Here is a 23,995-nt window from a genome sequence, read left to right as displayed (position 1 = left end):
TCCACTAGCAAGGAGCCGAGCATGAGCCTCTGCGTATTTGGCGCCGCCCTCTCCCCCTTTGTTCGCAAGGTGCGCTGGTATCTGACAGAACAAGGCCTGGACTATCAGCTGGAGATGGTTCTGCCCTTCAATCCACCACAGTGGTACTACCAGCTCAGCCCACTGGGACGCATTCCTGCCCTGCGCGATGGTGATTTCGAACTGGCCGACTCAAGCGTCATCTGCCAGTACCTGGCCGAAGCCCACGCCCATCCGCAGGCCCTGTACGGTAGCGATGCACGACAACGGGCTCGTGTACTGTGGCTGGAGAAATACGCTGACTATGAACTGGCGCCACACGCCACCTTCGCGATTTTCCGCCAGCGCGTTCTGCAGCCGAGCATGGGGCAACCCTGCGACGAGCAGATCGTCCGCAAGGCCCTCGAGGAACGCCTGCCGGCCCACTTCGATTACCTGGAAAAACAGCTGGGCAACCAGGCCTATCTGCTCGGTGATGCATTCAGCCTGGCTGACCTGGCGCTGTGCTGCCAACTGATCAACATGCGTCATGGCGGAGAAATCCTGGACAGCCAGCGCTGGCCGGGACTGGCCGGGCTCTTTGCACGCTGCGTAGCACGACCTGCGTTACAGGACATACTGGCCAGTGAGGAAAAATTGCTCGCCAAACTGCACAAGGCGCGCCATACCCAGCCCTGACCCCAGGAGAGCAGCATGCCCTACACGCACATTCTGGTAGCCGTGGATCTCAGCGAACAGTGTCATGCGGTCATGCAGCGGGCCATGGCATTGGCTCAGTGCAGCCAAGCCCGGCTCAGCCTGGTACACGTCATAGAACCCCTCGCCATGGCCTTTGCTGCCGACGTCCCCATGGACCTATCACTGCTCCAGCAACAACAGACCGAACAAGCCATGCAGCGCTTCAGGCAATTCGCTGCGCAATACAGCGCTCTGCGTGACGAAGACAGACACCTGCTAAGCGGTCAGCCGCGGCATGAAATCCACAGCCTCGCCGAACAGCTGTGTTGCGACCTTATCGTCGTTGGCAGCCACGGACGCCATGGCCTGGCTCTACTGCTGGGTTCCACGGCTAACGAACTACTACACGGCGCCCGGCTGGATGTACTGGCCGTCCACCTGGCCGACTGACTCACCCGGAACAGGCGTGAGCCAGCCGGAACCCGCTATTCAGCAGCGTCACCGGCACTCATCACCATCGGACGGATCTTCTGCAGCTGGGTTTCCAGCGAATAGGTCATGCTTGACGCCATGGAGAAGAACGACAGGAACGCCTTGAGATTGGAGTCCCCTTCGCAGGTATCGTGGATACGCTGCCACAACGCCTGGTTAACCAGTTGCAACTGCTGGAAGTTCTTCACCAGACCGCGCAATTCCCAATCCGGCCTACGCCCTTCACGGAAGTTGAAATACTGGCGAGCCAGATACAGGGAAATGGTGCGCAGGATGAACTCCTGACTACTGGCAAAAGGCAGATGCTGGTAGGCCATCGGCTTGAGGCGAGACAGCACCGGGCAGGCGCTGGTCGCCATGATCAAGCCCAACAGGGAACGCAAGGCCTCTTCCAGGCCGACATGCTTGCTGTACTCCCGCTCCGGCGTGCGCACCCAAACCCGCGCCTTCTTGAAGGCCGGCAAGCCGTGGAAATCCTCTACCACTCTGTGCAGATCAACCGCGGCAGGGCAGTGGCTACAGCTTTCCTTCTTGAGCGGGCAATTGCTGCACTGGTTGTACTCTAGCCGCGTCCAGCTCGGCGCCTCCGCCGGCTGCTCGGCTGGGCGCTCCACCTCGATGCGATAGTTGAACTCGTGGTTATCATCCAGGGTAATACGGTACTCAATGGCCATGGCCGCTCCGTGCATTCCTAAGGCTTACGCTTCCAATTCAGTCCAACGCTCAAGCAAGGCATCCAGCTCGCTTTGCAGGGTCTGCAAACGAGCCAGTACGGCCTGGGTCTGTGCCGCAGGCTGCTGATAAAATGATGGCTGGCCAATCTGTGCCTGCACCTCGGCCAACTGTTTTTCGACCGACTCGATCTGCGCCGGCAGCGCTTCCAGCTCACGTTGAAGCTTGTAGCTGAGTTTCTTCTTGCTCGACTCGCCCGGTGTGCTGGCAACTGCAACAGGCGCTGGCGCACTACTTACAGCTTCGGCAACCGGCATCTTGTTGCCGGTACGCTGCTCCGTCACGCCCAACAGACGGATACTTCCGCCCTGGCGCAGCCAGTCCTGGTAGCCGCCAACATACTCACGCACCTTGCCCTGCCCTTCGAAGACCAGCGTGCTGGTCACCACGTTGTCGAGGAAAGCCCGGTCGTGGCTGACGATCAACACGGTTCCAGGGAAGTTCAGCAGCACCTCTTCCAGCAATTCGAGGGTTTCCACATCCAGGTCATTGGTCGGCTCATCCAGCACCAGCAGGTTAGCCGGCTTGCTGAACAGCTTGGCCAGCAAGAGACGTGCCCGCTCCCCGCCGGACAGCGCCTTGACCGGCGTACGCGCACGCTGCGGGCTGAACAGAAAATCGCCCAGGTAACTGAGCACATGACGATTCTGGCCATCGATACTGATGAAGTCGCGCCCTTCCGAGACGTTATCAACGACGGTTTTCTCCGGATCGAGCTGGTGACGCAACTGGTCGAAATATGCCACTTCCAGGCGCGTACCGACCAAAATCTGCCCACTACTCGGCTGCAGGTCACCCAGCAACAGCTTGAGCAGAGTGGTCTTGCCCGTGCCATTGGCACCGAGCAGGCCAATCCGATCGCCACGTTGCAGGACCAGCGAGAAATCCCTGAGCAACGTTTCTCCCCCAGCATGGGCGAAACTCACCTGCTCGGCGACGATGACCTGCTTACCGGACTTGTCGGCCGTTTCCAGCTGGAAACTGGCCTTACCCTGACGCTCGCGTCGCTCGGCACGCTCGGCACGCATGGCCTTTAGCGCGCGCACACGCCCCTCATTACGTGTACGACGCGCCTTGATACCCTGACGAATCCACACCTCTTCCTGGGCCAGCTTCTTGTCAAATAGCGCATTGGCGGTTTCTTCAGCCGCCAGTTGCTGCTCCTTGTGCACGAGGAAGCTCGCATAGTCGCCATTCCAGTCGATCAGGCCACCGCGATCCAGCTCAAGAATGCGCGTGGCCAGGTTCTGCAGGAAAGCCCGGTCGTGGGTAATGAACAGCACGGCGCCATTGAAGCCTTGCAAGGCTTCTTCCAGCCAGGCGATGGCACCAATATCCAGGTGGTTGGTCGGCTCATCCAGCAGCAGCAGATCAGGTTCGGAAACCAGCGCCTGCGCCAGCAGCACTCGGCGTCGCCAGCCACCGGACAGTTCGGCCAGTGTCTTATCCGCAGGCAACTGCAAACGGCTTAGCGTGCTGTCGACCAACTGCTGCAAACGCCAGCCATCCTTGGCTTCCAGCTCCTGCTGTACATGCATGAGCTGCTCAAGATCGGCCTCACTGTGAATGTTCTGACTGAGCTGATGGTAACGCGCCAGCAGCTCACCCACGCCGGACAAGCCCTCGGCCACCACATCGAACACCGTACGCTCATCGGCGCGCGGCAACTCCTGAGGCAGTTCGCCGATTTTCAAGGCCGGTGCGCGCCAGATCTCACCATCGTCGGCTTTCTGTTCGCCTTTCACCAGGCGCAGCATGCTCGACTTTCCGGTGCCGTTGCGGCCGATGATGCACACCCGCTCACCGCGCGCGATCTGCCAGGACACCTTGTCCAGCAACGGCATGGCGCCGTAGGCCAGGGATACATCGGTGAACTTGAGCAGGGTCATGGGCAGCCTCCGGAAACAGGGCGCGCATTCTAACCGAGTTAGCGTGGCACATTGCCGGCATTTTTCTGTGCAGGACGGGGATAATGCGACGCCTGTCGCACTGCTTCCGGGCGCTAGAAAACTCGTTGCAACGCTTTGCACAAGGCTTCCGGGACGCCTGACCAACCGCTAATCTAGCCTCCCGCCGGTGCCATCGCGCCCCCTGTTCGTTCGATTCGCGGAAAAGCCATGCTGTTGCCTCTACCTCGCCTGCTGACCTGCCTGCTGCTTGCCCTGCTCCCCCTGGCCAGCGCCCAGGCCACATCCCTGGCCCAGCAGCGCCTGCTCTACGATGAAGCCAAGCGCGCCCTAGCCAAGGGCGACAGCGCTCCCTACAAACGCCACGCCCAGGCCTTGCGCGACTATCCGCTGACCGCGCACCTCGCCTATGACGAGCTGACCCATCGCTTGAAATGGGCCAGTAACGATGAAATCGAGAAGTTTCTCATCGAACACGGCGACCTTCCGCAGATCGGCTGGATGAAGCTGCGTTGGCTGCGTTGGCTGGCTGAACGCGGTGAATGGCCGCGTTTCGCTGCTCACTATGATCCCGCGCTGAACTTCACGGAACTGGACTGTCTGTATGGCCAGTACCTGTATCAAGCCAACCTGCTGCCGCAGGCACGGGCCCAGGCAGAAAAACTCTGGCTGGTCGGCAAATCGCAGCACAATGCCTGCGATCCGCTGTTTCAACGCTGGCGCGAGGAAGGCCTGCTCAGTGAAGCGTTGCGTTGGCAACGTGCCAAACTGGCCGCCCAGGAGCGTAATTTCGGCCTGCTGGCCTTCCTGATCAAAGACCTGCCGAGCCTGTCGCAGCAGGGCGCCCTGCTGCAAGAGGTCGCCAAGAATCCCGCGGCAATCACCCAAACCAGTCGTTTCAATCAGACCGACAGTGCCACGGCCGATGTGGTCAGCCTGGGCCTGCGCCGCCTGGCACGCCAGGACCCGGAGCAGGCGCTGCGCTTGCTGGAGCACTACTCACCCCGCCTGGCATTTTCCGATACGGAAAAAGTGGCTATCGCCCGCGAGATCGGCCTGACCCTGGCGCGCCGCTTTGATGCCCGGGCGCTGGCGATCATGGCCAAGTACGACCCGCAACTGCGCGACAATACCGTCAGCGAATGGCGCGCACGCCTACTGATGCGCGATGGTCGCTGGGACGAGCTGTACCAGCTGACCCGAAAAATGCCCAGCGAGCTGGCCGGCAGCAATCGCTGGCGCTACTGGCAGGCACGCAGCCTGCAACTGGCCCAGCCGCAGAACAGTGCAGCCATCGGTCTCTACCAGCCGGTGGCCAATGAACGGGACTTCTACGGTTTCCTCGCTGCCGACCAGCTGCAGCAGCCCTATCAGTTGCGCCACCAGCCAGCGCCCGTCGCCCCCAAGGTCATGCAGAAGGTTCGCAACGCTGCGGCCATTCGCCGTGCCGTGGAGTTCCATGCGCGTGGGCAGATCGTCGACGCACGTCGTGAGTGGTACCACGCCAGCCGCCTGTTCAGCCGCGAAGAACTCCTCGCCCAGGCACGTCTGGGTTATGAAATGGAATGGTATTTCCCAGCCATCCGCAGCATCAGTCAAGCACAGTACTGGGATGACCTGGAAGTACGCTTCCCCATGCCACACAGCCAGACACTGCGGCAACAGGCGAAACTACGCGGCCTGCACTCCAGCTGGGTATTTGCCATCACCCGCCAGGAAAGCGCCTTCATGGCCGATGCACGCTCGCACGCCGGCGCCATGGGTCTGATGCAACTGATGCCGGCCACCGCCAAGGAAACCGCCCGACGCTTCCAGATCCCTCTGGCCAATCCGCAGAATGTGCTCAATCCGCAGACCAATATCCAACTGGGCGCGGCCTACTTGAGCCAGGTCTACGGCCAGTTCAATGGCAACCGCATCCTCGCCTCCGCAGCCTATAACGCCGGTCCGGGTCGGGTGCGCCAGTGGTTGAAAGACACGCGCCACCTGCCATTCGATGTCTGGGTAGAGAACATTCCTTTCGATGAAACGCGCAGCTACGTACAAAACGTACTGACTTACGCGGTCATTTACGGACAGAAGCTGGGCAGCCCGCAGAAACTGGTGGAATGGCACGAACGCGAGTTCACACCCTGAAGGCCTGCCCGCCCAGAGCTAAACCGACAACACCCGAGGTTGTATGCGCAGCAGGCTGCAAGGCCTGCTGGCCCTTTGCCAAGCCTGCCTACACGGCTTACTGCAACACGCGCACCGGCATTCCCAGGCGCAACTCGCCACAGCCTTCGGCAATCAGATTCTGTCCGAACAACGCCTCGCCGTTGTGCTGGCGCAAACGCTTGAGAGTAGCCAACGGCTCGTTGTCCGCACTACGCTCGCCGCTCTGCGGATCCAGAGTGGTCATCACACAACGGCCGCAGGGCTTCACCAGGCGAAAGGTCAACTCACCAATGGCGATACGTTGCCAGCCATCTTCGGCATAGGCCGGACTACCCGACACCACCAGGTTGGGGCGAAAGCGCAACATCTCCAGCGGCCGGCCCACTTCATCACTCAGGGCTTGCAGGGACGCCTCACCAATCAGCAGCAGCGGGAAGCCATCCGCAAAGCCTACCCGCTCGCCGGGACGGGCATATTGCAGGTCGACCTGGCGCGCCGTCTCCTCGGTAATCTGCACCAGCCGGCAGGGGCGTTGCAGCAGGCAACTGAGCCAGTGTGCCGCCGCCTCACCGGCATCGACCACCTGCGGGGTGTCACGCCACACCTGCACTATGCGCCGGGCGGCAGCGTGATCCGTGACCCGCACCAGCAGATCCGCACAGCCCGGCGCACTTAGCAGCAGCTGTTCACCCTGCCAGCGGGCGACGATGCGGCCCAACGCAGGCAACAGGCGTTGCGTGAGAAAGCGCCCATTCTGCTCATCCACCACCATCCAGCGCCGATCACCCTGTACGCCCAGCGCATCAATCCACGCGCTGCGCAGCAGCTCGGCAGCGCCGGACTTCAACGGGTATCGGTAAAGCTGGCTCAACTGCAACACGACAGCACTCCCTGCGTTCACTGAAAGGCGGTTTATAGCCTTGTCGAGGGTCAGTCCAAGAACAGACAGCCGACCAGGCACAGACAAAAGATCAAGGGCCCCGCGGCGCTGCCAGAGCAATCAGCTCAAGAGAGCAGCCCCGCGCGCCGAGCATGTGCAGTTACGCTGCGCTTACTCCGCCGCGCTACGTGGCGTCTGTTTATAGCGGACCGCCAAGCCTATGCCAGCGGCCTCGCCCAGGCGGTCAACGGTCACGCAACAAGCGCTCACGGATCACTTCCACCAAGCGGTCAGGCTGGAACTTGGAGAGGAAGTTGTCACAGCCGACCTTCTTCACCATCGCTTCGTTGAAACTTCCCGACAACGAGGTATGCAAGACCACGTAGAGGTCGCGCAGGCGCGGGTCCTGACGAATCTCCGTGGTCAGCCGATAGCCGTCCATTTCCGGCATTTCCGCATCGGTAAAGATCATCAGCAGGCGCTCCGTCATGTCCTGCCCTTCATCGGCCCACTTTTTCAGCAGATTCAAGGCACGCAGACCATCGCTGGCGCTATGGGTGCGTATGCCCAGTTGCGCGAGGGTCTCGCGCAACTGATTGAGCGCTACGGTGGAGTCATCAACCAGCAGCACTTCGCGGCCACGGGCCTTCTCCAGAACCGGATCGGCAAGCTTTTCCTCGGACACCCGGGTACTCATCGGACTGATTTCCGCCAGCACCTTTTCCACGTCGATGATCTCGACGATCTGTTCCTCGACCTTGGTAATAGCCGTCAGGTAGTGCTGGCGGCCTGCCCCGCCGGGAGGCGGCAGGATCGACTCCCAATTCAGGTTGATGATGCGATCGACACTACCCACCAGGAACGCCTGCACCGAACGGTTGTACTCGGTGACGATGATGGTGCTCTGCTCGCTGGGCACCAGTGGGCGCATGCCGATCGCCTGCGACAGATCGATCACCGGCAGGGTCTGCCCACGCAGGTTGACCACGCCACACACATAAGGATGGCGATGCGGCATCAGGGTCAGCTTGGGTAGTTGCAGAACTTCCTGCACCTTGAACACGTTGATGGCGAACAACTGCCGGCCCACCAAACGGAACATGAGAATTTCCAGGCGGTTCTCACCCACCAGTTGGGTGCGTTGATCCACCGTATCGAGAATGCCGGCCATTGCGTGCTCCCCAGGAGAAAACGACGGGATTTTCCCCGAATCAGGCTTGCTATCGGCCTGGGCGCTCATCTCTTGAGCGGACAGGCCCCTTCATCATGGCCCAGCCGCGCGACAACTGCCAGCATCAGGCAGCTGGCAAGGTTCACGCTGGATAGCCGGTTATCTCGCGAATACTGCGATACAACGGGCGTAATTGCCGGTACATGCGCAGGTAGACCTGACGATACAGCCGCTCATAACGTGCCTGCGCTTCAGGCTGCGGCATGAACACCTGGCCGACGCGGGTCATGGCCGCCACCGCCGAGGCAAAGTCGGCGTGCAGGCCCAGCCCCACCGCACAGTCGATCGCGGCGCCCAGCCCGGATGTTTCATAAAGGTGCGGCCGCTCGGCCGGCAAGCCGAAGATGTCCGCGGTCAGCTGCATGGCCGCATCACTTTGCGAACCGCCCCCGGAGACCCGCAGGCGTGTGATCGGCGTACCGGTACGCTGTTCAATACGCTCGCGCCCCTGGCGCAGGGCATACGCCAGCCCTTCGAGAATGGCCCGGTACAGGTGCGCGCGGGTATGCACATCACCAAAGCCGATGATCGAGCCCTTGGCCTCCAGCCCCGGTTCGCGAATCCCCGGCGACCAGAAGGGTTGCAACATCAGCCCCATGGAGCCGGCCGGCACACTGTTGACCAACTCGTCGAACAGCGTTTCCACCTCCACGCCAAGATCCAGCGCACGCTGGCGCTGGTCGTGGGCAAACTGCTCCTTGAACCAGCTGACCATCCAGAAGCCGCGAAAAATCATCACCTCGGTGTTGTAGTGGCCCGGCAAGGCCGCCGGATAGGGCGGAATATGCCGCACCGTTTCCACATAGTCGGCCCGCGTGGTGTTGATGGTCGCCGTGGTGCCGTAGGACAGGCAGGCGATATGCGCATCCAGCGCTCCGGCACCCAGCACCTCGCAGGCCTTGTCCGACGCCGCGGCAATCAGTGGCAGCCCGACGGGAATGCCCGTCAGCGCACTGGCCTGCTCGGTGATATGGCCCAGCAACTCACCGGGCGGCAGCAGCTCCGGCAGCATCTCCCGGCGTACCGGCATGGCTTGCCACTTCCAGTCACGCGGGCCGGCCCAGCGCAAACGCCGGTAATCGAACGGCAGGTAGGCGACACAGCTGCCCGTAGAGTCGACATAACGTCCACACAGGCGATGGGTCAGAAACCCCGAGAGCAGCAGGAACTTATGGGTGCGTGCCCACACCTCCGGCTGCTGCTGGGCAATCCAGTTGGCCTCGGCCTGCGCGCGGAAATAGGCAATCGTCTGCTCCTCACGCAGCAGCTTGAACAGCCAGGCCCAGGGACCACGCATGGCCGGGCCGGGTGCCGCCTGGCGCTGATCCAGCCAGAGCATGGCCGGGCGCAGCGGGCGGCCTTGCTCATCGACATTGATCAGGGTGCCGCGCTGGGTGGTCAGCGACACCCCGGCAATCCGTGCCTTGTCGATATCCACGCTGGCCCACAGGCGCCGGCAGGCTTCAGCAAGGCTTTGCCAGTAATACTCGGGATCCTGCTCGGCCCAGCCGGGCTGGCTGCTGTAGTAGGGCTGCAGCTCTACCTTGCCCTTGCCCAGCAGGTTGCCTTGCAGGTCGAACAGCAGCGCACGCACGCTTTGCGTGCCGTTGTCGATGGCCAGCAGGTAGTTGGCTTCAGGCATATTCAGCCTCGTCATGGTAGGCGGTGGGCAGGCTATAGCACTGCTGCCAGAGTGTCTGGTAGCGCTCGGCTTCCTCACGCCAGCGCGTTTCATCCCAGCCCAGGCAGGTACGGCACAGCGCGCCTATGGGCTCCAGCCAGGCCCGCCCACCCTCGGGCAACAGCAGGCCCAGGCGGGTACGGCGCAACAGCAGGTCATCGAGGTGCAACACCTGTTCTGCCTCGCAGGCCAGGGCCAGCTCGGCCCAGAGGACCTGAGTATGTGCCACGCAGCCATGTCCCCACACCGCCAGCAACTCGACCAGGCGCTCCAGCAGCGGGCCGTGGTAGCCCCGTAAGCGACGCTGCTGATCCACACCAAGCCCGGCGGGCAACGCTACGCTCTGCGGCGCGGAGAAGATATGCGCCGGACAGGCTGGTGCGGCCTCGCCCAAGCTGGCGGCACAGGCCTTGATGACCTCACGGGCCTGCAGGCGAAAAGTGGTCAGCTTGCCGCCCGCCAGGGTCAGGCAGCCTGGCTGCTGCCAGAGCACATGCTCGCGCTTCTCCGCCGAGGGCGCACGCTGGCTGCCGGCTGTGCTGACCACCGGACGCACACCCGCCCAAGTGGACAGCACGTCGCCGGCCACGATGCGCGCCTGGGGAAACTGCTGAGCGCAGGCGGCCAGCAGGTACTCCAGTTCGGTCGGGCTGATGCGTGCTTCTTCGTCGAGAGGCTCGGCGTGGTCAACATCCGTGGTGCCGACCACCGTGGCGCCCTGCCAGGGGTAGACGAACACCGGGCGCGCATCGCGGGCATGCATGAAGCTCACCGCCTGGGCGACCGGCAGGCGCCAGTGTGGCAACAACAGATGACTGCCACGCAGCGGGCGGATCCGTTCAGTGCCAGCCGGCGCCTGTAGTTGCCCGGCCCAGCTGCCCGTTGCACAGACCAGCATGCGGCAGCGCAGCTCACTGCGCAGAGCGCTTTCCCGGTCAAGCAGCTGCACGCCCTCGACACGCCCATCCGGCGCATGCAGCAGCCCCTGCACCTGTACGCCACTCAGCGCTTCGCCACCGGCTGCGCGCGCTTCATGCAGCACGCGCATGACCAGCCGCGCATCATCGGTCAACGCATCGACAAAGCCACTGGCGCCGCGCAGCTCCTGGGGCTGCAAACCGGGCTGCAGATAGCCCAGCCGGCACAGGTCGTGATAGGCACGGTTGCGCTGACCGGCCAGCGCGTCATACAGCGCCAGCAAGCCGCCAAAAGCCCGTGGCCCGGGAAACGCCCGGCGGTAATGGGGAAACAGGAAGCCCAACGGCTCGACCAGCCCCGGCGCCTCGCGCAGCATCTGCTGGCGCTCACGCACCGCAGCCCGGGTCAGGCCCAGCTGGCCCTGGGCGATATAACGCAGGCCGCCATGCACCATTTTCGAGGAACGACTGGACGTCCCCCAGGCAAAATCGCGCTGCTCCAGCAATAGGCAGCGCCAACCGGCACGCGCCGCCTCAAGCAGAATCCCCGCCCCGCTGATCCCCCCGCCAACCACCAGCAGGTCCCACGGCTGCGCGAGCAGCGCAGGCAGCGCAGCGGCCCGCCATTGCGCATTCCAGACCATGCTCAGGACTCCAGCAACACGCCGGGCAACAAACGCTGCTGCGGATCGAAATGCTGCGCCAGGCTGTGCAGAGTGGCCATGCCCAGCGCCCCTTTCTCTACCGCCAGGTAAGGTGCGTGGTCACGCCCTACGCCATGCTGGTGGCTGATGGTGCCATGGTTGGCAACGATGGCCTGACTGGCGGCATGCTTGAGACGCTGCCAGCGGGCCAGGGCCTGGGCATAATCACCACCGGGCCGGTAGACGTAGCTGGTGTAGATGCTCGAACCCTGTGCGTAGACATGCGACAGGTGGGTAAACACATGCACCCGCTCGCCCTCATCGGCCAGGCCTTCGCGCAGGCTGTGCTCTACCGCCTGCAACAACTGATCGACATGCGGCCAGTCACAGGCGGTTTCCAGGGTATCCACGCAATACCCGGCCTGCCACAGCCCATGGCGCAGGTAGGGGAAGCGAAAGCGATTCTGCGCCCACTTGTTACCCAGCAGGGTGCCGGTGAATACCCCGCCAAAGCCCTTGAGCAGACGTCGCGTCTGACGCAGCGACAAGGCGTTCTGCGCCGGGTTGCCGGTGACCGCAAAGGTCATCAAGCATTTACCGGCAGCCGCGCCGCGCCAGGCCAGGTATTTTTCCAGCCAGGCGATCTGCCGCGGATGCCCGGCCAGGGCCAGCTGGGTTTCGCTTTCCACGGCATTGGACAGGCGCAGCATGGACAACGGAATGCGCGCCTGCACCAGCTCGCGGATAGCCTGCAAGGCCCGCGTCCAGTCCGGCAGGAAGACGGCGTAGAAACGCTCCTGCTCGGCCAGTGGCGTGACACGCACCTTGACCTGGGAAATCACCCCGAAACGCCCTTCGCTGCCCAGTACCAGCTCGCGCAGATCCGGGCCGGCGGCCGAGGCCGGAAAGCTCGGCAGCTCCAGGGTGCCGGCGAAGGTTTCCAGGCTGCCGCCGGCAAACAGCTGTTCGATACGCCCATAGCGCAGCGACTGCTGGCCGCTGGAACGGCTGGCCACCCAGCCACCCAGGGTCGACAACTCCCAGGATTGCGGAAAATGCCCCAGGGTGTAACCCCGTGCGCGCAGCTGCGACTCGACCTGCGGGCCGCTGGCGCCGGGGCCGAAGGTGGCCAGGCGGCTCTGCTCGTCCAACGCCAGCAACTGGTTCATGCGTGCCAGCGACAGCGTCAGCACCGGACGCTCCACGGCCGGCGGGTTGATGTGCCCGGCCACCGAAGTACCGCCACCGTAGATCACCAGACAGATGTCCTCGGCGGCCACCCAGCGCAGCAGCTCGCGAATCTGTTCGGCGCTCTGCGGCAGTGCCACGCCATCAGGAAACCGGCCAAACTCCCCGGAGCGCATGGCCAGCCAGTCTGGCAGGCTCTGCCCACGGGCGTGACGCACCCGCAACTCGGCATCGGTGCTGACCAGCGGGTGGGCGGGCAGGCGCGACGGCGGCACCTTGGCCAGCACCTCGGCCAGGCTGGCATCGTGCAAGGGCTGCCCCTCGCCAATCCGCTGGCTTAGAAACGCCGCGCCATGTGCCGGCAGTTCGACTTCAGTTGCTTCCTCGCCCCACCCGTTCCAGCGCCGCATGCCCTGCTCCTCTTGTCGGTGATGTGATCAGGCTGCCTATACTAGCCAGCCGCGCGCGCCGGACATTGTCCGATGCGGTCAAGCCCATTCGCCAATCGAGCCAAAATCAGCAAGATGCACAGTCTCGGCTACACCGCCGTCGCGGTTCTGCTCAAATATTTCAGCCACGCTCAGGCGCTGGGCCTGGATTGCCAGGCGGCGCTGCGCGCCGCCGGCCTGGACAACCACCTGCTGAGCGACAACAGCCGACGGATCAGCGGCGAACAACACGAACGCCTACTGCTCAATCTCCTCGAGCAGTCCGGCGATCCACTGTTCGGCCTGCATGCTGCACGCTACGTGCAACCGGGTTCATGGAGCGTGCTGGGCTACATCACCATGAACTGCGCCACCCTCGGTCAGGCCATGGCGCGCATCCTGCCCTATGAGAAACTGGTCGGCGACATGGGCACCAGCCATATCGCTACGCACGATACGCAGGTGCAGCTGAGCTGGCAGTGCCACTATCCCAACTCGCCGGTACGTCGCCAGCTGATCGAAAACGTGCTGGCCTCCTGGCTGCACTACGCGCGCTGGATTGCCGACATGCACTACTCACCGCAGCAAGTGTGGCTGGAACACGCCCGGCCAGCCGACTGCCGCCAGGCCGAGTACGAGGAACACTTTGGTTGCCCGGTGCTGTTCGAGCAACCCTGCAACGCCCTGTTGATTCCCCAGGACTACCTGCAACTGCCCCTGCGCCAGGCTGATGCCAGCCTGCTGCGCACCCTGGAGCAACATGCCAGCGGTCTGCTGGCCCGTCTCGATGAGCAACAACCCTTGCCCCAGCGGGTGCGCAATCTGCTACGACAGATGCTCGGCGAGGGCCTGCCGCGTAAAGAGCGCGTTGCCGAGCAGTTGCACATGACCCTGCGCACCCTGCAACGCCACCTACAACAGGCCGGCACCAGCTACCAGGAGATCCTCGACCAGCTGCGCCGTGAACTGGCCGAGCATTATCTGCAGCACAGCGAACTGCCCATCCAGGATATTGCCGCCTACCTAGGCTTCAGCGAGACACGCTCCTTCCATCGCAGTTTCAAGCAATGGACCGGTTGCACGCCAGGGCAATACCGCGAGCAGCACAAAGCCACCAGCGGGCTTGGCGGATAAGCAGTGCAGTGCTATACAGCGCGCCCCGCTGAGGAAGAATGCCGTATGAGCACAGCCAACCTGCCCCCTTGTTCCGTACTGCTGCTGGCGGGTGGCCGCGGCCAGCGCATGGGCGGGCGCGACAAGGGACTGATCGACTGGCAGGGCCGGCCACTGATTGCCTGGCTGCATGCACTGGTGCGTCCGCTCAGCGATGACCTGATCATCTCCTGCAACCGTAACGCTGAACACTACGTCGCCTATGCCGACCAGCTGGTACGTGATGCCGAGGAAGACTTCCCCGGCCCGCTGGCCGGTATACGTGCTGGCCTGGCCGCGGCACGCCATGCTCAGCTGCTGGTACTGCCTTGCGACGCGCCCTGCCTGGATCGCCAACTGCTCCTGACCTTGCTGCAGCGCGCCGGCACACAGCCTGTCTGTCTGGCGCGCGGCGATTATCTGGAGCCGCTGTTCAGCCTGATTCCACGTGCCGTGCAGGCACAGATCGAGGCAGCCTGGCAGGCCGGCGAACGCAGCCCGCAACGTGTACTGCGCCAGCTCGGTTGCCAGACACTGCAATGCCCGATCGACGACCCACGCCTGGCCAATCTCAACAGCCCCGAGCTGCTGGCTGCCGCCCTGATACCTCGGGCATGACAAAAAACTTTCGCTAACCCCTTGTGCATCAAAACTTTTTCGGTAGAATGCCGGCCATCAAACGGAGCGTAGCGCAGCTTGGTAGCGCGTCTCGTTCGGGACGAGAAGGTCGCAGGTTCGAATCCTGTCGCTCCGACCAAACATCCCGAGTCACCTTGCCAGCAAGGTTGACCCATAAAAAAACCCGCGAAAGCGGGTTTTTTTATGGCTGCTGCCATCAGCCCCCCTGCAGAAAAGCCGCCAGGCTGCCTTCGTCAAACGGCCAGCCCAGCTCGGCGCCATCGCGCTCACGACGCAGCACGGGTATGCGCAAGCCATAGCGCGCTACCAACGCCTCACTCTCGGCAATATCCAGCAACTCGACCACCACGTCGCGTGCCAACCAGGGCATCAACAGCTGTTCAGCCTGTTCGCACAGGTGACAACCCAACGTGCCTAGCAACTGAACCTCTATCGCCATATGCCGCGCCCCAGCTCACCCATTCCGACGCGCAGTCTATCAGGCGGCAGGCCGCTGCTGCAGGCCATCGAGCAGGCGGCTGTTGAGTTGCTCGGCACGCGGCAACTGCACATCGCTCAAGCGCGGGTCCAGGCTGAACGCCGCCTGCAACAACGGCTCCAGCAACTCCCGGGAGGCCTCGACCAGCGTCTCGGCACTACGCAGTGCCTGCAGCAGGCCCTGTGCGTAATCGGCCAGCAAGCCATTACCAACGGAACGCCCCTGACCGCCACTCTGCGCCACCGCGGCATAGGTATCGCTGGCCTGACGCAACTGGGTCTGGGTCAGGCGCAATGACATACTCGCCAACTGACTGCCATCCATGTTCAAAGACAGCGCACTGTCGAAGGCCCCGGCCAGATCACCCGCGTAGAACTGCCCGGAAAGTCCTTGCACCTGACGCAGCAGGTCATTCAGTGCACCACGCTCCTGGTCGTTGAGATCGCCCTCCACGGCCACCATGAAGCTCCCTACCTGCAAGCTGGTACTGCGCTGCTGGACACTCAGGCGCGTTCCTTCGCTAGCAGTGGAAAGACTCACATCGGTCTGCCGATAGTCCAGCGCAGCCTGCGCCAGGCTGATACGCAGGCGATCACCCTGGCGCGTGGTTACCTGTAGCTCGAAGGTTTCGCTGCGCGCCGTCAGACGTTCGCTACTCATTTGCAGGGCTGCCACGCCCTGCCCGGCCGGCAGTGTGCGGGCCTGCAAGCCTTGCAAACCGTCCTGCAGACGCGCATAGGTTTCATCGATATCCGTGGCGATCTTGCCCTGCAGCACACCCAGCCCATCCAGGATCTTGCGCGCCTCGGCAAAGCCCTGCTCGATACCTTCGCGGGCCTGCTGCAAAAGCCCCTGCAACTTTTCCTGATCAGCGCCATCCGCTGCTTCGCGCTGCAAGCGCTGCTCGATGAAGCCCAAGACACGCTCGGCGACCCGCGTGGGAGTGAACTGCTCGGTAGGCGCCTGCAGGCTGGACGGCGATACGCCCAGGCGCTCGGCCAGACGATTGGCCAACACGCCCGTGCCGGCCGAGGGGGCGTTGCTGAGCGGAGCGGGCATGAGCGCCGCACGCGGCTGAGCAGTCAGGGAAGAGAGAGCGCTCATCGGGTTTACCTCACTGGCAGCATGCTGTGCATGCCTATATGACGGCAGAGCGGCGCGACGCTTGAGTCAGGTCAACAAGGCAGGCGACAGACGGTCGACGTGCTGGACGCCGTAACCCGCAGATCGCATGCTTGGCAGATCGACATGGGGGAAGTTCATCTTGTTCGCCAACCTGCTGATCATTTTGGTCGCATCACTGATCACCATTGCCTTGTTCCGCCGCCTGAACCTGCCTCCCCTGCTCGGCTACCTGTGTGTCGGCGTGCTGTGTGGCCCCTTTGCCGCCGGCTGGATCAGCGCAGGCGGCCAGGACATGTCGATCCTTGCAGAAATGGGTGTGGTGTTCCTGCTGTTTACCCTCGGCCTGGAGTTCTCCCTGCCACGCATGCTGGCCCTGAAAAGTACGGTATTTGGCCTGGGCAGCCTGCAAGTCATCTGTACCAGCCTGCCACTGGCGGCGCTGCTACATCTATACGGCCTGTCACTGGCCGTGTCGCTGACCCTGGCCGCCGGCCTCGCCCTATCCTCCACGGCCATCGTCAGCAAGGAGTTGAGCAGCCTAGGGGAGATTTTTACCCCCCACGGACAGAACGCCATTGGCGTATTGCTCTTCCAGGATCTGGTCGCGGTATTGTTGTTGACCCTGCTGCCACTGATCAGCGGCGGTTCCGAGCAAGCCTGGTACGTGGCGCTGCCGCTGACCCTGGGCAAAGCCGTGCTGCTGTTCATCGGCCTGCTGGTGGCCAGTCGCTGGCTGCTGCCGCGCCTGTTTCATGAAGTGGCGGCAGCACGCTCCAATGAACTGTTCCTGCTCATGGCCCTGGTCATCGTATTGCTGACGGCCTGGCTGACCCACCTGCTTGGCCTGTCCATGGCACTGGGCGCCTTTCTCGCCGGCATGCTGCTCGGCGAAAGCCACTATCGCCATCAGATCGAAGCCGACATCCGTCCATTTCGCGACGTGCTGCTGGGCTTGTTTTTCGTCAGCGTCGGCATGCTCATCGACTTGCGCCTGTTCCTCAGCCATGGCCTGACCATTATTGCCCTGACGCTGCTGCTGATCGCCATCAAGGGGCTAGCCGTGGCCCTGCTGGTGCGCCTGCGCGGCAATACCACAACTGTCGCCTGGCGCAGCGGCCTGGCCCTGGCGCAAGGCGGCGAGTTCTTCTTTGCCCTGCTGGCCCAGATGCAAAGTAGCACGCTGCTCGATAGCAATCTGGCCAGCCTGTTACTCGCGGCGGTGTTCTGCTCGATGAGCGTCACCCCCCTGTTACTGCGTGGTGCTCCGCGCCTGGCGGCACGCCTGCAACGCCGCCACAGCGGAGACAGCTCACTGGAAGCCATCAGTGCCAGCGGCGAAGCCCAGCAGGGACATGTACTGATTTGTGGCTACGGTCGGGTCGGCCAATCCATCGGCCGCTTCCTGCGGCGCGAGAACATCCCCTACATTGCCCTCGACGACGATCCGGTACGCGTCCAGGAAGCGGCAGCCGGCGAAGATCACGTGCACTACGGCGACTGCCGACGTGCCGATCTGCTGCAAGCCATGAACATTGCCCAGGCACGCCTGCTGGTGGTCGCCGTGGACAACAGCGAGGCTGCCTTGCAGATTGTCGAGCAGGCCCGGCGTCTGCAGGCGGAACTGCAGATACTGGTTCGCACCCGCGACGACAGCAAGCTGGATGCCCTGTTGGCCTTGGGCGCCAATGAAGTCGTGCCGGAGCTGCTGGAATCCAGCCTGATGCTCGCTTCACACGCGCTGGTCATGCTCGGCCTGCCGGAATCGCGCGTACAACAGAGCATGGATGCCGTACGAGCCGGACGCTACCGCTTGCTGCATGGCTTCTACCATGGCGGTCATGCCGACCTGCTGGGGCAACATCAACAGCCGCGCACCCTGTTGCACGCAGTGACACTCAGCGCGCAAGCCAGCGCCTGCCAACGCAGCCTGGACGAACTACAACTCGAGCAACTGGGCGTCGAGATACAGGGCATCCGCCGCCATGGCGAGGAGCTCAGCCCCGCTCCGCAATTGCGCCTGCAAGCTGGCGACACCCTGCTCCTGGCGGGCCCGCTGGTCGCCATTGAAAGCAGCGAAGCTCACTTGCTGGCCAGCTGAAGCTGGCACGACAGGCCACACCTGCGTTAATTCCCACGCTTCGACTATGGTCTAAGGGCAGCCCGCCGGCTGCCGTGTTTTAGTCACGCCGCTGCACCATTGCCCCCTCCATGCACAGGGCGGCATTCATAAGAACAATCAGGAGACCTCACCACCATGAGCCGCACTCTGCTCGCCCAGGCGGTAGCACTGGCCACCGCCGGCGCCGGCCTGGCCCTTCCCAGCCTGGCCCAGGCCGACTTCATCAATGACAGCAAGGCCACCCTGGAACTGCGCAACTTCTACTTCAACCGTGACCTGCGCAACAGTGCCCCCGGCAGCCAGGCCAAACGCGAGGAGTGGGCCCAGGGCTTCATTCTCAAGGCCGAATCCGGCTTCACCGAAGGCACCATCGGTTTTGGCGTGGATGCCTATGCCGGGCTGGGCGTCAAGCTCAGCTCCTCGGACGATCGCGCCGGCAGCAACCTGCTGCCCAACAGCTACGGTAGCGAAGGCAGCGACGAGTATTCCGAAGCGGCGGTCGCCGCCAAGGTGCGCCTGTCCAAGACTGTCGCCAAGGTCGGCGGCCTGATGCCCAAGCTGCCGGTCGTATCCTCGGGTGATGCACGCCTGCTGCCCCAGGTGTTCAATGGCGCCATGCTGACCTCGCAGGAAATCGCTGGCCTGACCGTCAATGCCGGCCAGCTGCGCGAGGTCAACTACCGCGACTCCACCGACATGCAGAAAATGCGTATCAACACAGCGACGTATACGCAAAAGAACTTCCCATTAGCTGAGAGTAATCGCTTCAACTTCATCGGCGGCGACTACAAGTTCAACCAGGACAATACCGCGGTCGGTCTGTGGTACTCCGAACTGCAGGACATCTATGACCAGAAGCTGCTGCAACTGACCCACAACCAGGCGGTAGGCGCATGGAAGCTCGGTGCAGTCTTTGGCTACTTCGACTCCGACGAGAACGGCCGCCAGCTGGCCGGCAAAATCGACAACGACCTGACCAGCCTGATGCTCTCGGCCAACACCGGCGCGCATACCTTCCGCCTGGGTTATCAGCACAGTGACGGCGACAATCCCTTCCCGTTCCTGCAGGAAACCGATCCGGCAATTTCCAGCTACCTGCAGATCCTTGACTTCACCCGCGCCGGCGAGCGCTCCTGGCAAGCCCGCTACGACCTCAACTTCGCCAGTTACGGCGTACCCGGGCTGAACGCCTTCGTGCGCTACGTACGCGGCGACGAGTTCAAGGTCGGCAACGTCGACGGCAAGGAATGGGAACGCGACCTGGACATCAGCTACACCATCCAGGAAGGCACCTTGAAGAACCTGGCGTTCCGCTGGCGCAACGCCATGGTGCGCTCCAACGCCTCGATCGGCGATCTGGACGAAAACCGCCTGATCGTCAGCTACACCATTCCCCTGCTGTAATCGAGGCCGCAACCAGTCCGCGCTTTCCACAAGGCGGGCTGGTTGCCAGGCCGCTCATTCGCCCGCTGCGTCACGCCGCTGCTGCAGCGCACGGCGCACCATGCTGGCATAAGGCGCAGGTGTCAGCTGGTAGAGCTGCAGGGCCACCCAGGCATGCCAGCGCCCCTGCAAAACCTCACGTTGCGCCCACAAGCGCTGTGCTTCGGCTTCGGCCCGCGCCTGATGGGCCTGGTGATAGGCTGCCCGCCCCTCGCTCACTTCAGCCCCCCGATACCCGCCACTGTGCCAGCCAAGCCAGGCTCTCGCGCGTCTCGCCCTGCGGGTGGTACTCAGCAGCCAGCCAGTCCTCGTAACCTACCTTGTGCAAGGCTGCAAACGCCCGTGAAAAGTCCAGGCTGCCGGTGCCCGGCTGTCCCCGCCCGGGGCAGTCGGCAAACTGCACATGGCCGATGCGCCCCGCCAGGCACTCGATAGCCTGCGGGATATCCAGCCCCTGCCGCGCCATGTGATACAGGTCCAGCTGAGCCAGGCAATTGCTATGTGCCACATCATCCAGCAGGCGCAGCAGATCTTCAGGGGTCTTGATCAGGAATCCCGGCATATCCAGCGGGTTGATTGCCTCGACCAGCACCTTGATGCCCAGCACGGCAAAGGCATCTGCCGTTTGCCGCAGATTATCCACCAGGGTTTGCCAGGCCACTTCGCGGGTTAGCGGGGCGACCAGACGACCGGCCAGCACATTGACCGCACGCGGCCGCAGCAAGGCGGCATAGCGCAAAGCCAGCTGCAGACCCTCGGCAAAAGCCTCGCGGCAATCCGGCTGTGCCGCCAGGCCGCGTCCCCCTTGCAATAGATCGCCCGCCGGCAGGTTAAACAGCACCAACGGCACGCCGGCGCGCTGCAAGGCTTCATGCCAAAGCATCGCCGGCTGTTCATAGGGAAACTGTACCTCGACCCCGGAAAAGCCAGCCGCCACCGCTGCCTGTACGCGGTGCAGCAGCGGCAATTCGCTGAATAGCAGACTGAGGTTGGCGGCGATCCTCATGGGCAGGCCTCGCGCAGCATCTCGATCAACGTCGACGGATCACGCGACAGGTTGCCCTGGCTGCCATGCAGGCGCATCAACTGCGCCGCCAGGCCGCTCATCGGCGTGGCACTGCCCTGCTCACGGGCAAGCTTGACCGCCGTATCCAGGTCCTTGAGCAACGTACGCACATGCCAGCGAACCGGCTCGAACTGGCTCGCGGCCATCTGCGGCGCGAGAATCTGCAAGGGTTTGCTGTCGGCAAAGCCACCGGCCAGGGCGCTGGCCAACAGGCTGGCATCCACCCCGCTACGCTCGGCCAGCGCCACCACCTCGGCGATCACCAGCGCATTGCACGCCACCAGCATCTGGTTGCACACCTTGCTGACTTGTCCCGCGCCCACCTCGCCCATGTGGGTCAGGCGTTGTCCGAGATGCGCCAGAATCGGCCGCACGCGCTGCACATCGTCCGCACGACCACCGGCCATGATCGCCAGGCTACCCGCCTCTGCGCCAGCCGTGCCGCCGGAAACCGGTGCGTCCAGCCAGTGCATCCCGGTGCGCTGCAACAACTCCTCCGCCATCTCACGGGTAGCCGCGGGCTCCAGGCTGGAGAAGTCCACCAGCAACTGGCCAGGACGGGCGCTTTCGACCAGGCCATCCGCACCGAATACCACCTCGCGCACCGCCGCCGTGTCTGCCAGGCAGAGCATGACCACCTCGGCATCAGCACACAGCTCGGCCGGGGTTTCGACACGCCCGGCACCCTCCTGCAATAAAGGCAGGCATTTGTCCGCACTGCGGTTCCACACTCGCAGGGGATAGCCAGCCACCAACAGGCGACGGCACATCGGCAGGCCCATCAGGCCGATGCCGGCAAAGCCCAGGGAAGGCATGATTTGCATGATGTCTCTCAAACTACTGAACAGCGTTACAGCTGGCGCAAGTCCTGCTCCAGGTGTGCGAAATCGACGGGTTCGCCACTCACCGCGCCAAGGCGCTCGCGGATGTCGCGATACATCGCATCATACTCGGCATGTTCGCGCATGATCGGACTGGCATTACGCGGCAGGCCGTAACGACCGGCCAGACGCCCCAGCACTGCGGCAAAATTGAAGGCGGTATCCCGATGCAAACGCACCTGCTCGGTGAAAGCCCGGCCATCGACGACCCCCTGCATGGTCAGGCACAGCAAGAGGCCTTCGCCCGGCTCCTCCTGCACCTCGTAATAGACGTCTACCACGTAGTCCGGCACATCAGTCACCCCTGGGGCACGCTGCCTGTGCAAATGGCCTGGCTTGAACATGCGGGTTTTCTCCTGCGGGTCAGTTACCAGGCAGTGTAGCGCTGTCACGCTCCTGAACCAGCACCCAGGGCGCTACCACTACAGACCAAAGGAGCGGATCACGAGCCTGCCAGTCCTGCGCCTGGTCATCGCTCAGGCGCACCAACTGCCCACCTTGCAACCAGTCGCGCAGACGCGCCTGGTCATTCTCGGCCATGGCCAGGGCCACCCCCACCATATCCTCACCCGGCTGCACGCTAAGCAACGCCCCACGGGCAAAGAATGGTTGCAGCTCGGCCCAGGTGATCTGCGCCGTCTCGCCCAGCAACTTGGCATAAAGCAGGCTAGTCTCTTCGTTCATGCGGCTCGCCTCATTGGAAAAGGCGCACATGATACCTGTGCCTGACCACGACGCCAGCCAGGCTTTTTATTGATCAGGCAGTCAATAAATGCCGCTTTTCTATATCAATATTTCAATCAGGCGACACGACCATCACAGGCGACGATTTGCACGCTTTTCAAGGCGTTGGACAGCCCCCTACACTGTACCGGTACAGTTTTTTCGACCCTTCCGAGCGTCGTCGAAGCCGCCATTGCCCTGCCAGCAGGCCGGTGCAGATCCGCAACAGAACAATGACCAACCATGAGTGGAGCACTATGAACAAGGCTACCAAGCACGTATCCAAGCTGTTCGCAGCCATGGCCCTGGCCGGCATGGCCAGCTACTCCGTTGCCGCCGACACCATCAAGATCGCCATGGCCGGTCCGGTGACCGGTGCCGTGGCGCAATACGGTGACATGCAGTTCATCGGCGCCAAGATGGCCATCGAGCAGATCAACAAGGCCGGCGGCGTCAACGGCGCACAGCTGGAAGGCGTGGTCTATGACGACGCCTGCGATCCCAAGCAGGCCGTTGCGGTAGCCAACAAGATCGTCAATGACGGCGTGCAGTTCGTGGTCGGCCACCTTTGCTCAAGCTCCACTCAGCCCGCTTCGGACATTTACGAAGACGAAGGCATTCTGATGATTACCGCGGCCTCCACCAGCCCGGAAATCACCGCGCGCGGCTACCAGCTGGTATTCCGCACCATCGGCCTGGACAGCCTGCAGGGCCCCACCGCTGGCAAGTACATTGCCGAGCAGGTCAAGCCGAAGAACATTGCCGTGGTACATGACAAGCAGCAGTACGGCGAAGGCATCGCCACGGCGGTCAAGCAGACCGTCGAAGCCGCCGGCTACAAGGTCGCCCTGTTCGAAGGCGTGACCGCCGGCGACAAGGACTTCTCCGCACTGATTGCCAAGCTCAAGCGTCAGAATGTCGACTTCGTCTACTACGGTGGCTACCACCCGGAACTGGGCCTGATCCTGCGCCAAGCCAAGGAGCAGGGCCTGAATGCCAAGTTCATGGGCCCGGAAGGCGTGGGTAACGCCGACATCTCGGCCATCGCCGGCGAAGCCTCGGAAGGCATGCTGGTTACTCTGCCCAAGGCGTTCGATGAAGATCCGAAGAACGCTCATCTGGTCGAAGCCTTCAAGGCCAAGAAAGAAGACCCGAGCGGTCCGTTCGTGTTCCCCGCCTATGCCGCTGTGCAAGTGATTGCCGAAGGCATCCAGAAAGCCGGCAGCACCGACACCGACAAGGTTGCCGAAGCCATTCGCAGCACCAGCTTCGACACCCCCACCGGCACGCTGGCCTTCGACGAGAAAGGCGACCTGAAGGACTTCAGCTTCGTGGTCTATCAGTGGCACGCCAACGGCACCAAGACCGCTCTCGGCGAATAACCCGCCCCGCCTGAACACAAAGCCCACTGCTCGC

The 23,995-nt window shown here is 63.1% G+C and carries 22 protein-coding genes and 1 tRNA gene; 9 read left to right on the top strand and 14 right to left on the bottom strand.

Features of this window, described 5'->3' with window-relative positions:
* The first annotated feature begins 21 nt into the window (after window positions 1-21).
* Both CFY91_RS10995 and CFY91_RS10990 read left to right on the top strand, forming a co-directional pair.
* Window positions 22-696 (top strand): glutathione S-transferase family protein, encoded by a 675-nt coding sequence (locus CFY91_RS10995; RefSeq protein WP_093986415.1) that lies wholly within the window; start codon window positions 22-24, stop codon window positions 694-696.
* Window positions 697-711: 15 nt separating this feature from the next.
* Window positions 712-1,146: a universal stress protein gene (locus tag CFY91_RS10990; protein ID WP_093986414.1), complete on the top strand. Its 435-nt coding sequence runs from the start codon at window positions 712-714 to the stop codon at window positions 1,144-1,146.
* A 35-nt stretch (window positions 1,147-1,181) separates the two neighbouring features.
* Here the strand turns inward: CFY91_RS10990 and CFY91_RS10985 are convergent, their stop codons facing one another.
* Together CFY91_RS10985 and CFY91_RS10980 are read right to left on the bottom strand one after the other, a co-directional pair.
* Window positions 1,182-1,862 carry a DUF6901 family protein gene (locus tag CFY91_RS10985; RefSeq protein ID WP_093986413.1) on the bottom strand — a complete coding sequence of 227 codons (681 nt, stop codon included), beginning with the start codon at window positions 1,860-1,862 and terminating at the stop codon, window positions 1,182-1,184.
* Window positions 1,863-1,886: 24 nt separating this feature from the next.
* Window positions 1,887-3,809, bottom strand: a complete 1,923-nt coding sequence (locus CFY91_RS10980) for an ATP-binding cassette domain-containing protein (protein WP_093986412.1) — start codon at window positions 3,807-3,809, stop codon at window positions 1,887-1,889.
* 228 nt (window positions 3,810-4,037) lie between these two features.
* Here CFY91_RS10980 and CFY91_RS10975 point away from each other — a divergent pair, with 228 nt between their 5' ends.
* Window positions 4,038-5,963 carry a transglycosylase SLT domain-containing protein gene (locus tag CFY91_RS10975; RefSeq protein WP_093986411.1) on the top strand — a complete coding sequence of 642 codons (1,926 nt, stop codon included), beginning with the start codon at window positions 4,038-4,040 and terminating at the stop codon, window positions 5,961-5,963.
* A 97-nt stretch (window positions 5,964-6,060) separates the two neighbouring features.
* On the opposite strand, the gene CFY91_RS10970 is transcribed toward CFY91_RS10975, so the two are convergent.
* The 5 genes from CFY91_RS10970 to CFY91_RS10950 form a co-directional block, all read right to left on the bottom strand.
* Window positions 6,061-6,864, bottom strand: a complete 804-nt coding sequence (locus tag CFY91_RS10970; protein WP_093986410.1) for an MOSC domain-containing protein — start codon at window positions 6,862-6,864, stop codon at window positions 6,061-6,063.
* A gap of 244 nt (window positions 6,865-7,108) precedes the next feature.
* Complete coding sequence (locus CFY91_RS10965) at window positions 7,109-8,035, bottom strand: chemotaxis protein CheV (protein ID WP_093986409.1); 927 nt, start codon at window positions 8,033-8,035, stop codon at window positions 7,109-7,111.
* 142 nt (window positions 8,036-8,177) lie between these two features.
* Window positions 8,178-9,737 carry an FGGY-family carbohydrate kinase gene (locus tag CFY91_RS10960; RefSeq protein WP_093986408.1) on the bottom strand — a complete coding sequence of 520 codons (1,560 nt, stop codon included), beginning with the start codon at window positions 9,735-9,737 and terminating at the stop codon, window positions 8,178-8,180.
* Window positions 9,730-11,343: a glycerol-3-phosphate dehydrogenase/oxidase gene (locus CFY91_RS10955; protein WP_093986407.1), complete on the bottom strand. Its 1,614-nt coding sequence runs from the start codon at window positions 11,341-11,343 to the stop codon at window positions 9,730-9,732. Before CFY91_RS10955 ends, CFY91_RS10960 begins: the two co-directional genes overlap by 8 nt.
* Complete coding sequence (locus tag CFY91_RS10950; protein ID WP_093986406.1) at window positions 11,340-12,935, bottom strand: FAD-binding oxidoreductase; 1,596 nt, start codon at window positions 12,933-12,935, stop codon at window positions 11,340-11,342. The genes CFY91_RS10955 and CFY91_RS10950 overlap by 4 nt, the downstream gene beginning before the upstream one ends.
* 114 nt (window positions 12,936-13,049) lie before the next feature.
* On the opposite strand from CFY91_RS10950, the gene gliR reads away from it, so the two are divergent.
* The 3 genes from gliR to CFY91_RS10935 all read left to right on the top strand — a co-directional run bounded on the left by gliR (window position 13,050) and on the right by CFY91_RS10935 (window position 14,862).
* Window positions 13,050-14,087 (top strand): AraC family transcriptional regulator GliR, encoded by a 1,038-nt coding sequence (gene gliR, locus CFY91_RS10945; RefSeq protein WP_093986405.1) that lies wholly within the window; start codon window positions 13,050-13,052, stop codon window positions 14,085-14,087.
* Window positions 14,088-14,132: 45 nt separating this feature from the next.
* Complete coding sequence (gene mobA, locus CFY91_RS10940) at window positions 14,133-14,723, top strand: molybdenum cofactor guanylyltransferase MobA (protein ID WP_093986404.1); 591 nt, start codon at window positions 14,133-14,135, stop codon at window positions 14,721-14,723.
* Between the two features lie 62 nt (window positions 14,724-14,785).
* Window positions 14,786-14,862: transfer RNA gene (locus CFY91_RS10935), tRNA-Pro, on the top strand.
* 78 nt (window positions 14,863-14,940) lie between these two features.
* On the opposite strand, the gene CFY91_RS10930 is transcribed toward CFY91_RS10935, so the two are convergent.
* Both CFY91_RS10930 and CFY91_RS10925 read right to left on the bottom strand, forming a co-directional pair.
* A complete protein-coding gene (locus tag CFY91_RS10930) occupies window positions 14,941-15,183 on the bottom strand; it encodes a glutaredoxin family protein (protein ID WP_093986403.1) in 243 nt (80 codons plus the stop codon).
* Between the two features lie 39 nt (window positions 15,184-15,222).
* Entirely contained in the window at window positions 15,223-16,326 is a 1,104-nt protein-coding gene (locus tag CFY91_RS10925) for a DUF5610 domain-containing protein (RefSeq protein ID WP_093986402.1), read from the bottom strand.
* Between the two features lie 160 nt (window positions 16,327-16,486).
* Here CFY91_RS10925 and CFY91_RS10920 point away from each other — a divergent pair, with 160 nt between their 5' ends.
* Together CFY91_RS10920 and CFY91_RS10915 are read left to right on the top strand one after the other, a co-directional pair.
* Window positions 16,487-18,445 carry a monovalent cation:proton antiporter family protein gene (locus CFY91_RS10920; protein ID WP_093986401.1) on the top strand — a complete coding sequence of 653 codons (1,959 nt, stop codon included), beginning with the start codon at window positions 16,487-16,489 and terminating at the stop codon, window positions 18,443-18,445.
* 156 nt (window positions 18,446-18,601) lie between these two features.
* Window positions 18,602-19,870, top strand: a complete 1,269-nt coding sequence (locus CFY91_RS10915; RefSeq protein WP_093986400.1) for an OprD family porin — start codon at window positions 18,602-18,604, stop codon at window positions 19,868-19,870.
* A gap of 54 nt (window positions 19,871-19,924) precedes the next feature.
* Here the strand turns inward: CFY91_RS10915 and CFY91_RS10910 are convergent, their stop codons facing one another.
* From CFY91_RS10910 to CFY91_RS10890, 5 genes are read right to left on the bottom strand one after another with little or no spacing between them, the layout of a single operon-like run.
* Entirely contained in the window at window positions 19,925-20,128 is a 204-nt protein-coding gene (locus CFY91_RS10910) for a hypothetical protein (protein ID WP_093986399.1), read from the bottom strand.
* Between the two features lies 1 nt (window position 20,129).
* A complete protein-coding gene (locus CFY91_RS10905; protein ID WP_093986398.1) occupies window positions 20,130-20,915 on the bottom strand; it encodes a hydroxypyruvate isomerase family protein in 786 nt (261 codons plus the stop codon).
* Window positions 20,912-21,799 (bottom strand): NAD(P)-dependent oxidoreductase, encoded by an 888-nt coding sequence (locus CFY91_RS10900; RefSeq protein ID WP_093986397.1) that lies wholly within the window; start codon window positions 21,797-21,799, stop codon window positions 20,912-20,914. The genes CFY91_RS10905 and CFY91_RS10900 overlap by 4 nt, the downstream gene beginning before the upstream one ends.
* 26 nt (window positions 21,800-21,825) lie before the next feature.
* Complete coding sequence (locus tag CFY91_RS10895) at window positions 21,826-22,200, bottom strand: DUF5064 family protein (RefSeq protein WP_093986396.1); 375 nt, start codon at window positions 22,198-22,200, stop codon at window positions 21,826-21,828.
* Window positions 22,201-22,219: 19 nt separating this feature from the next.
* A complete protein-coding gene (locus tag CFY91_RS10890) occupies window positions 22,220-22,540 on the bottom strand; it encodes a DUF2288 domain-containing protein (protein WP_093986446.1) in 321 nt (106 codons plus the stop codon).
* A gap of 296 nt (window positions 22,541-22,836) precedes the next feature.
* On the opposite strand from CFY91_RS10890, the gene CFY91_RS10885 reads away from it, so the two are divergent.
* Window positions 22,837-23,961 carry a branched-chain amino acid ABC transporter substrate-binding protein gene (locus CFY91_RS10885; protein WP_093986395.1) on the top strand — a complete coding sequence of 375 codons (1,125 nt, stop codon included), beginning with the start codon at window positions 22,837-22,839 and terminating at the stop codon, window positions 23,959-23,961.
* The last annotated feature ends 34 nt before the right edge of the window (window positions 23,962-23,995 follow it).

This window comes from Pseudomonas fluvialis (genome assembly GCF_002234375.1).
Classification (GTDB): Bacteria; Pseudomonadota; Gammaproteobacteria; order Pseudomonadales; family Pseudomonadaceae; genus Aquipseudomonas; species Aquipseudomonas fluvialis.
This window is presented reverse-complemented; position numbering and strand designations above follow the sequence as displayed.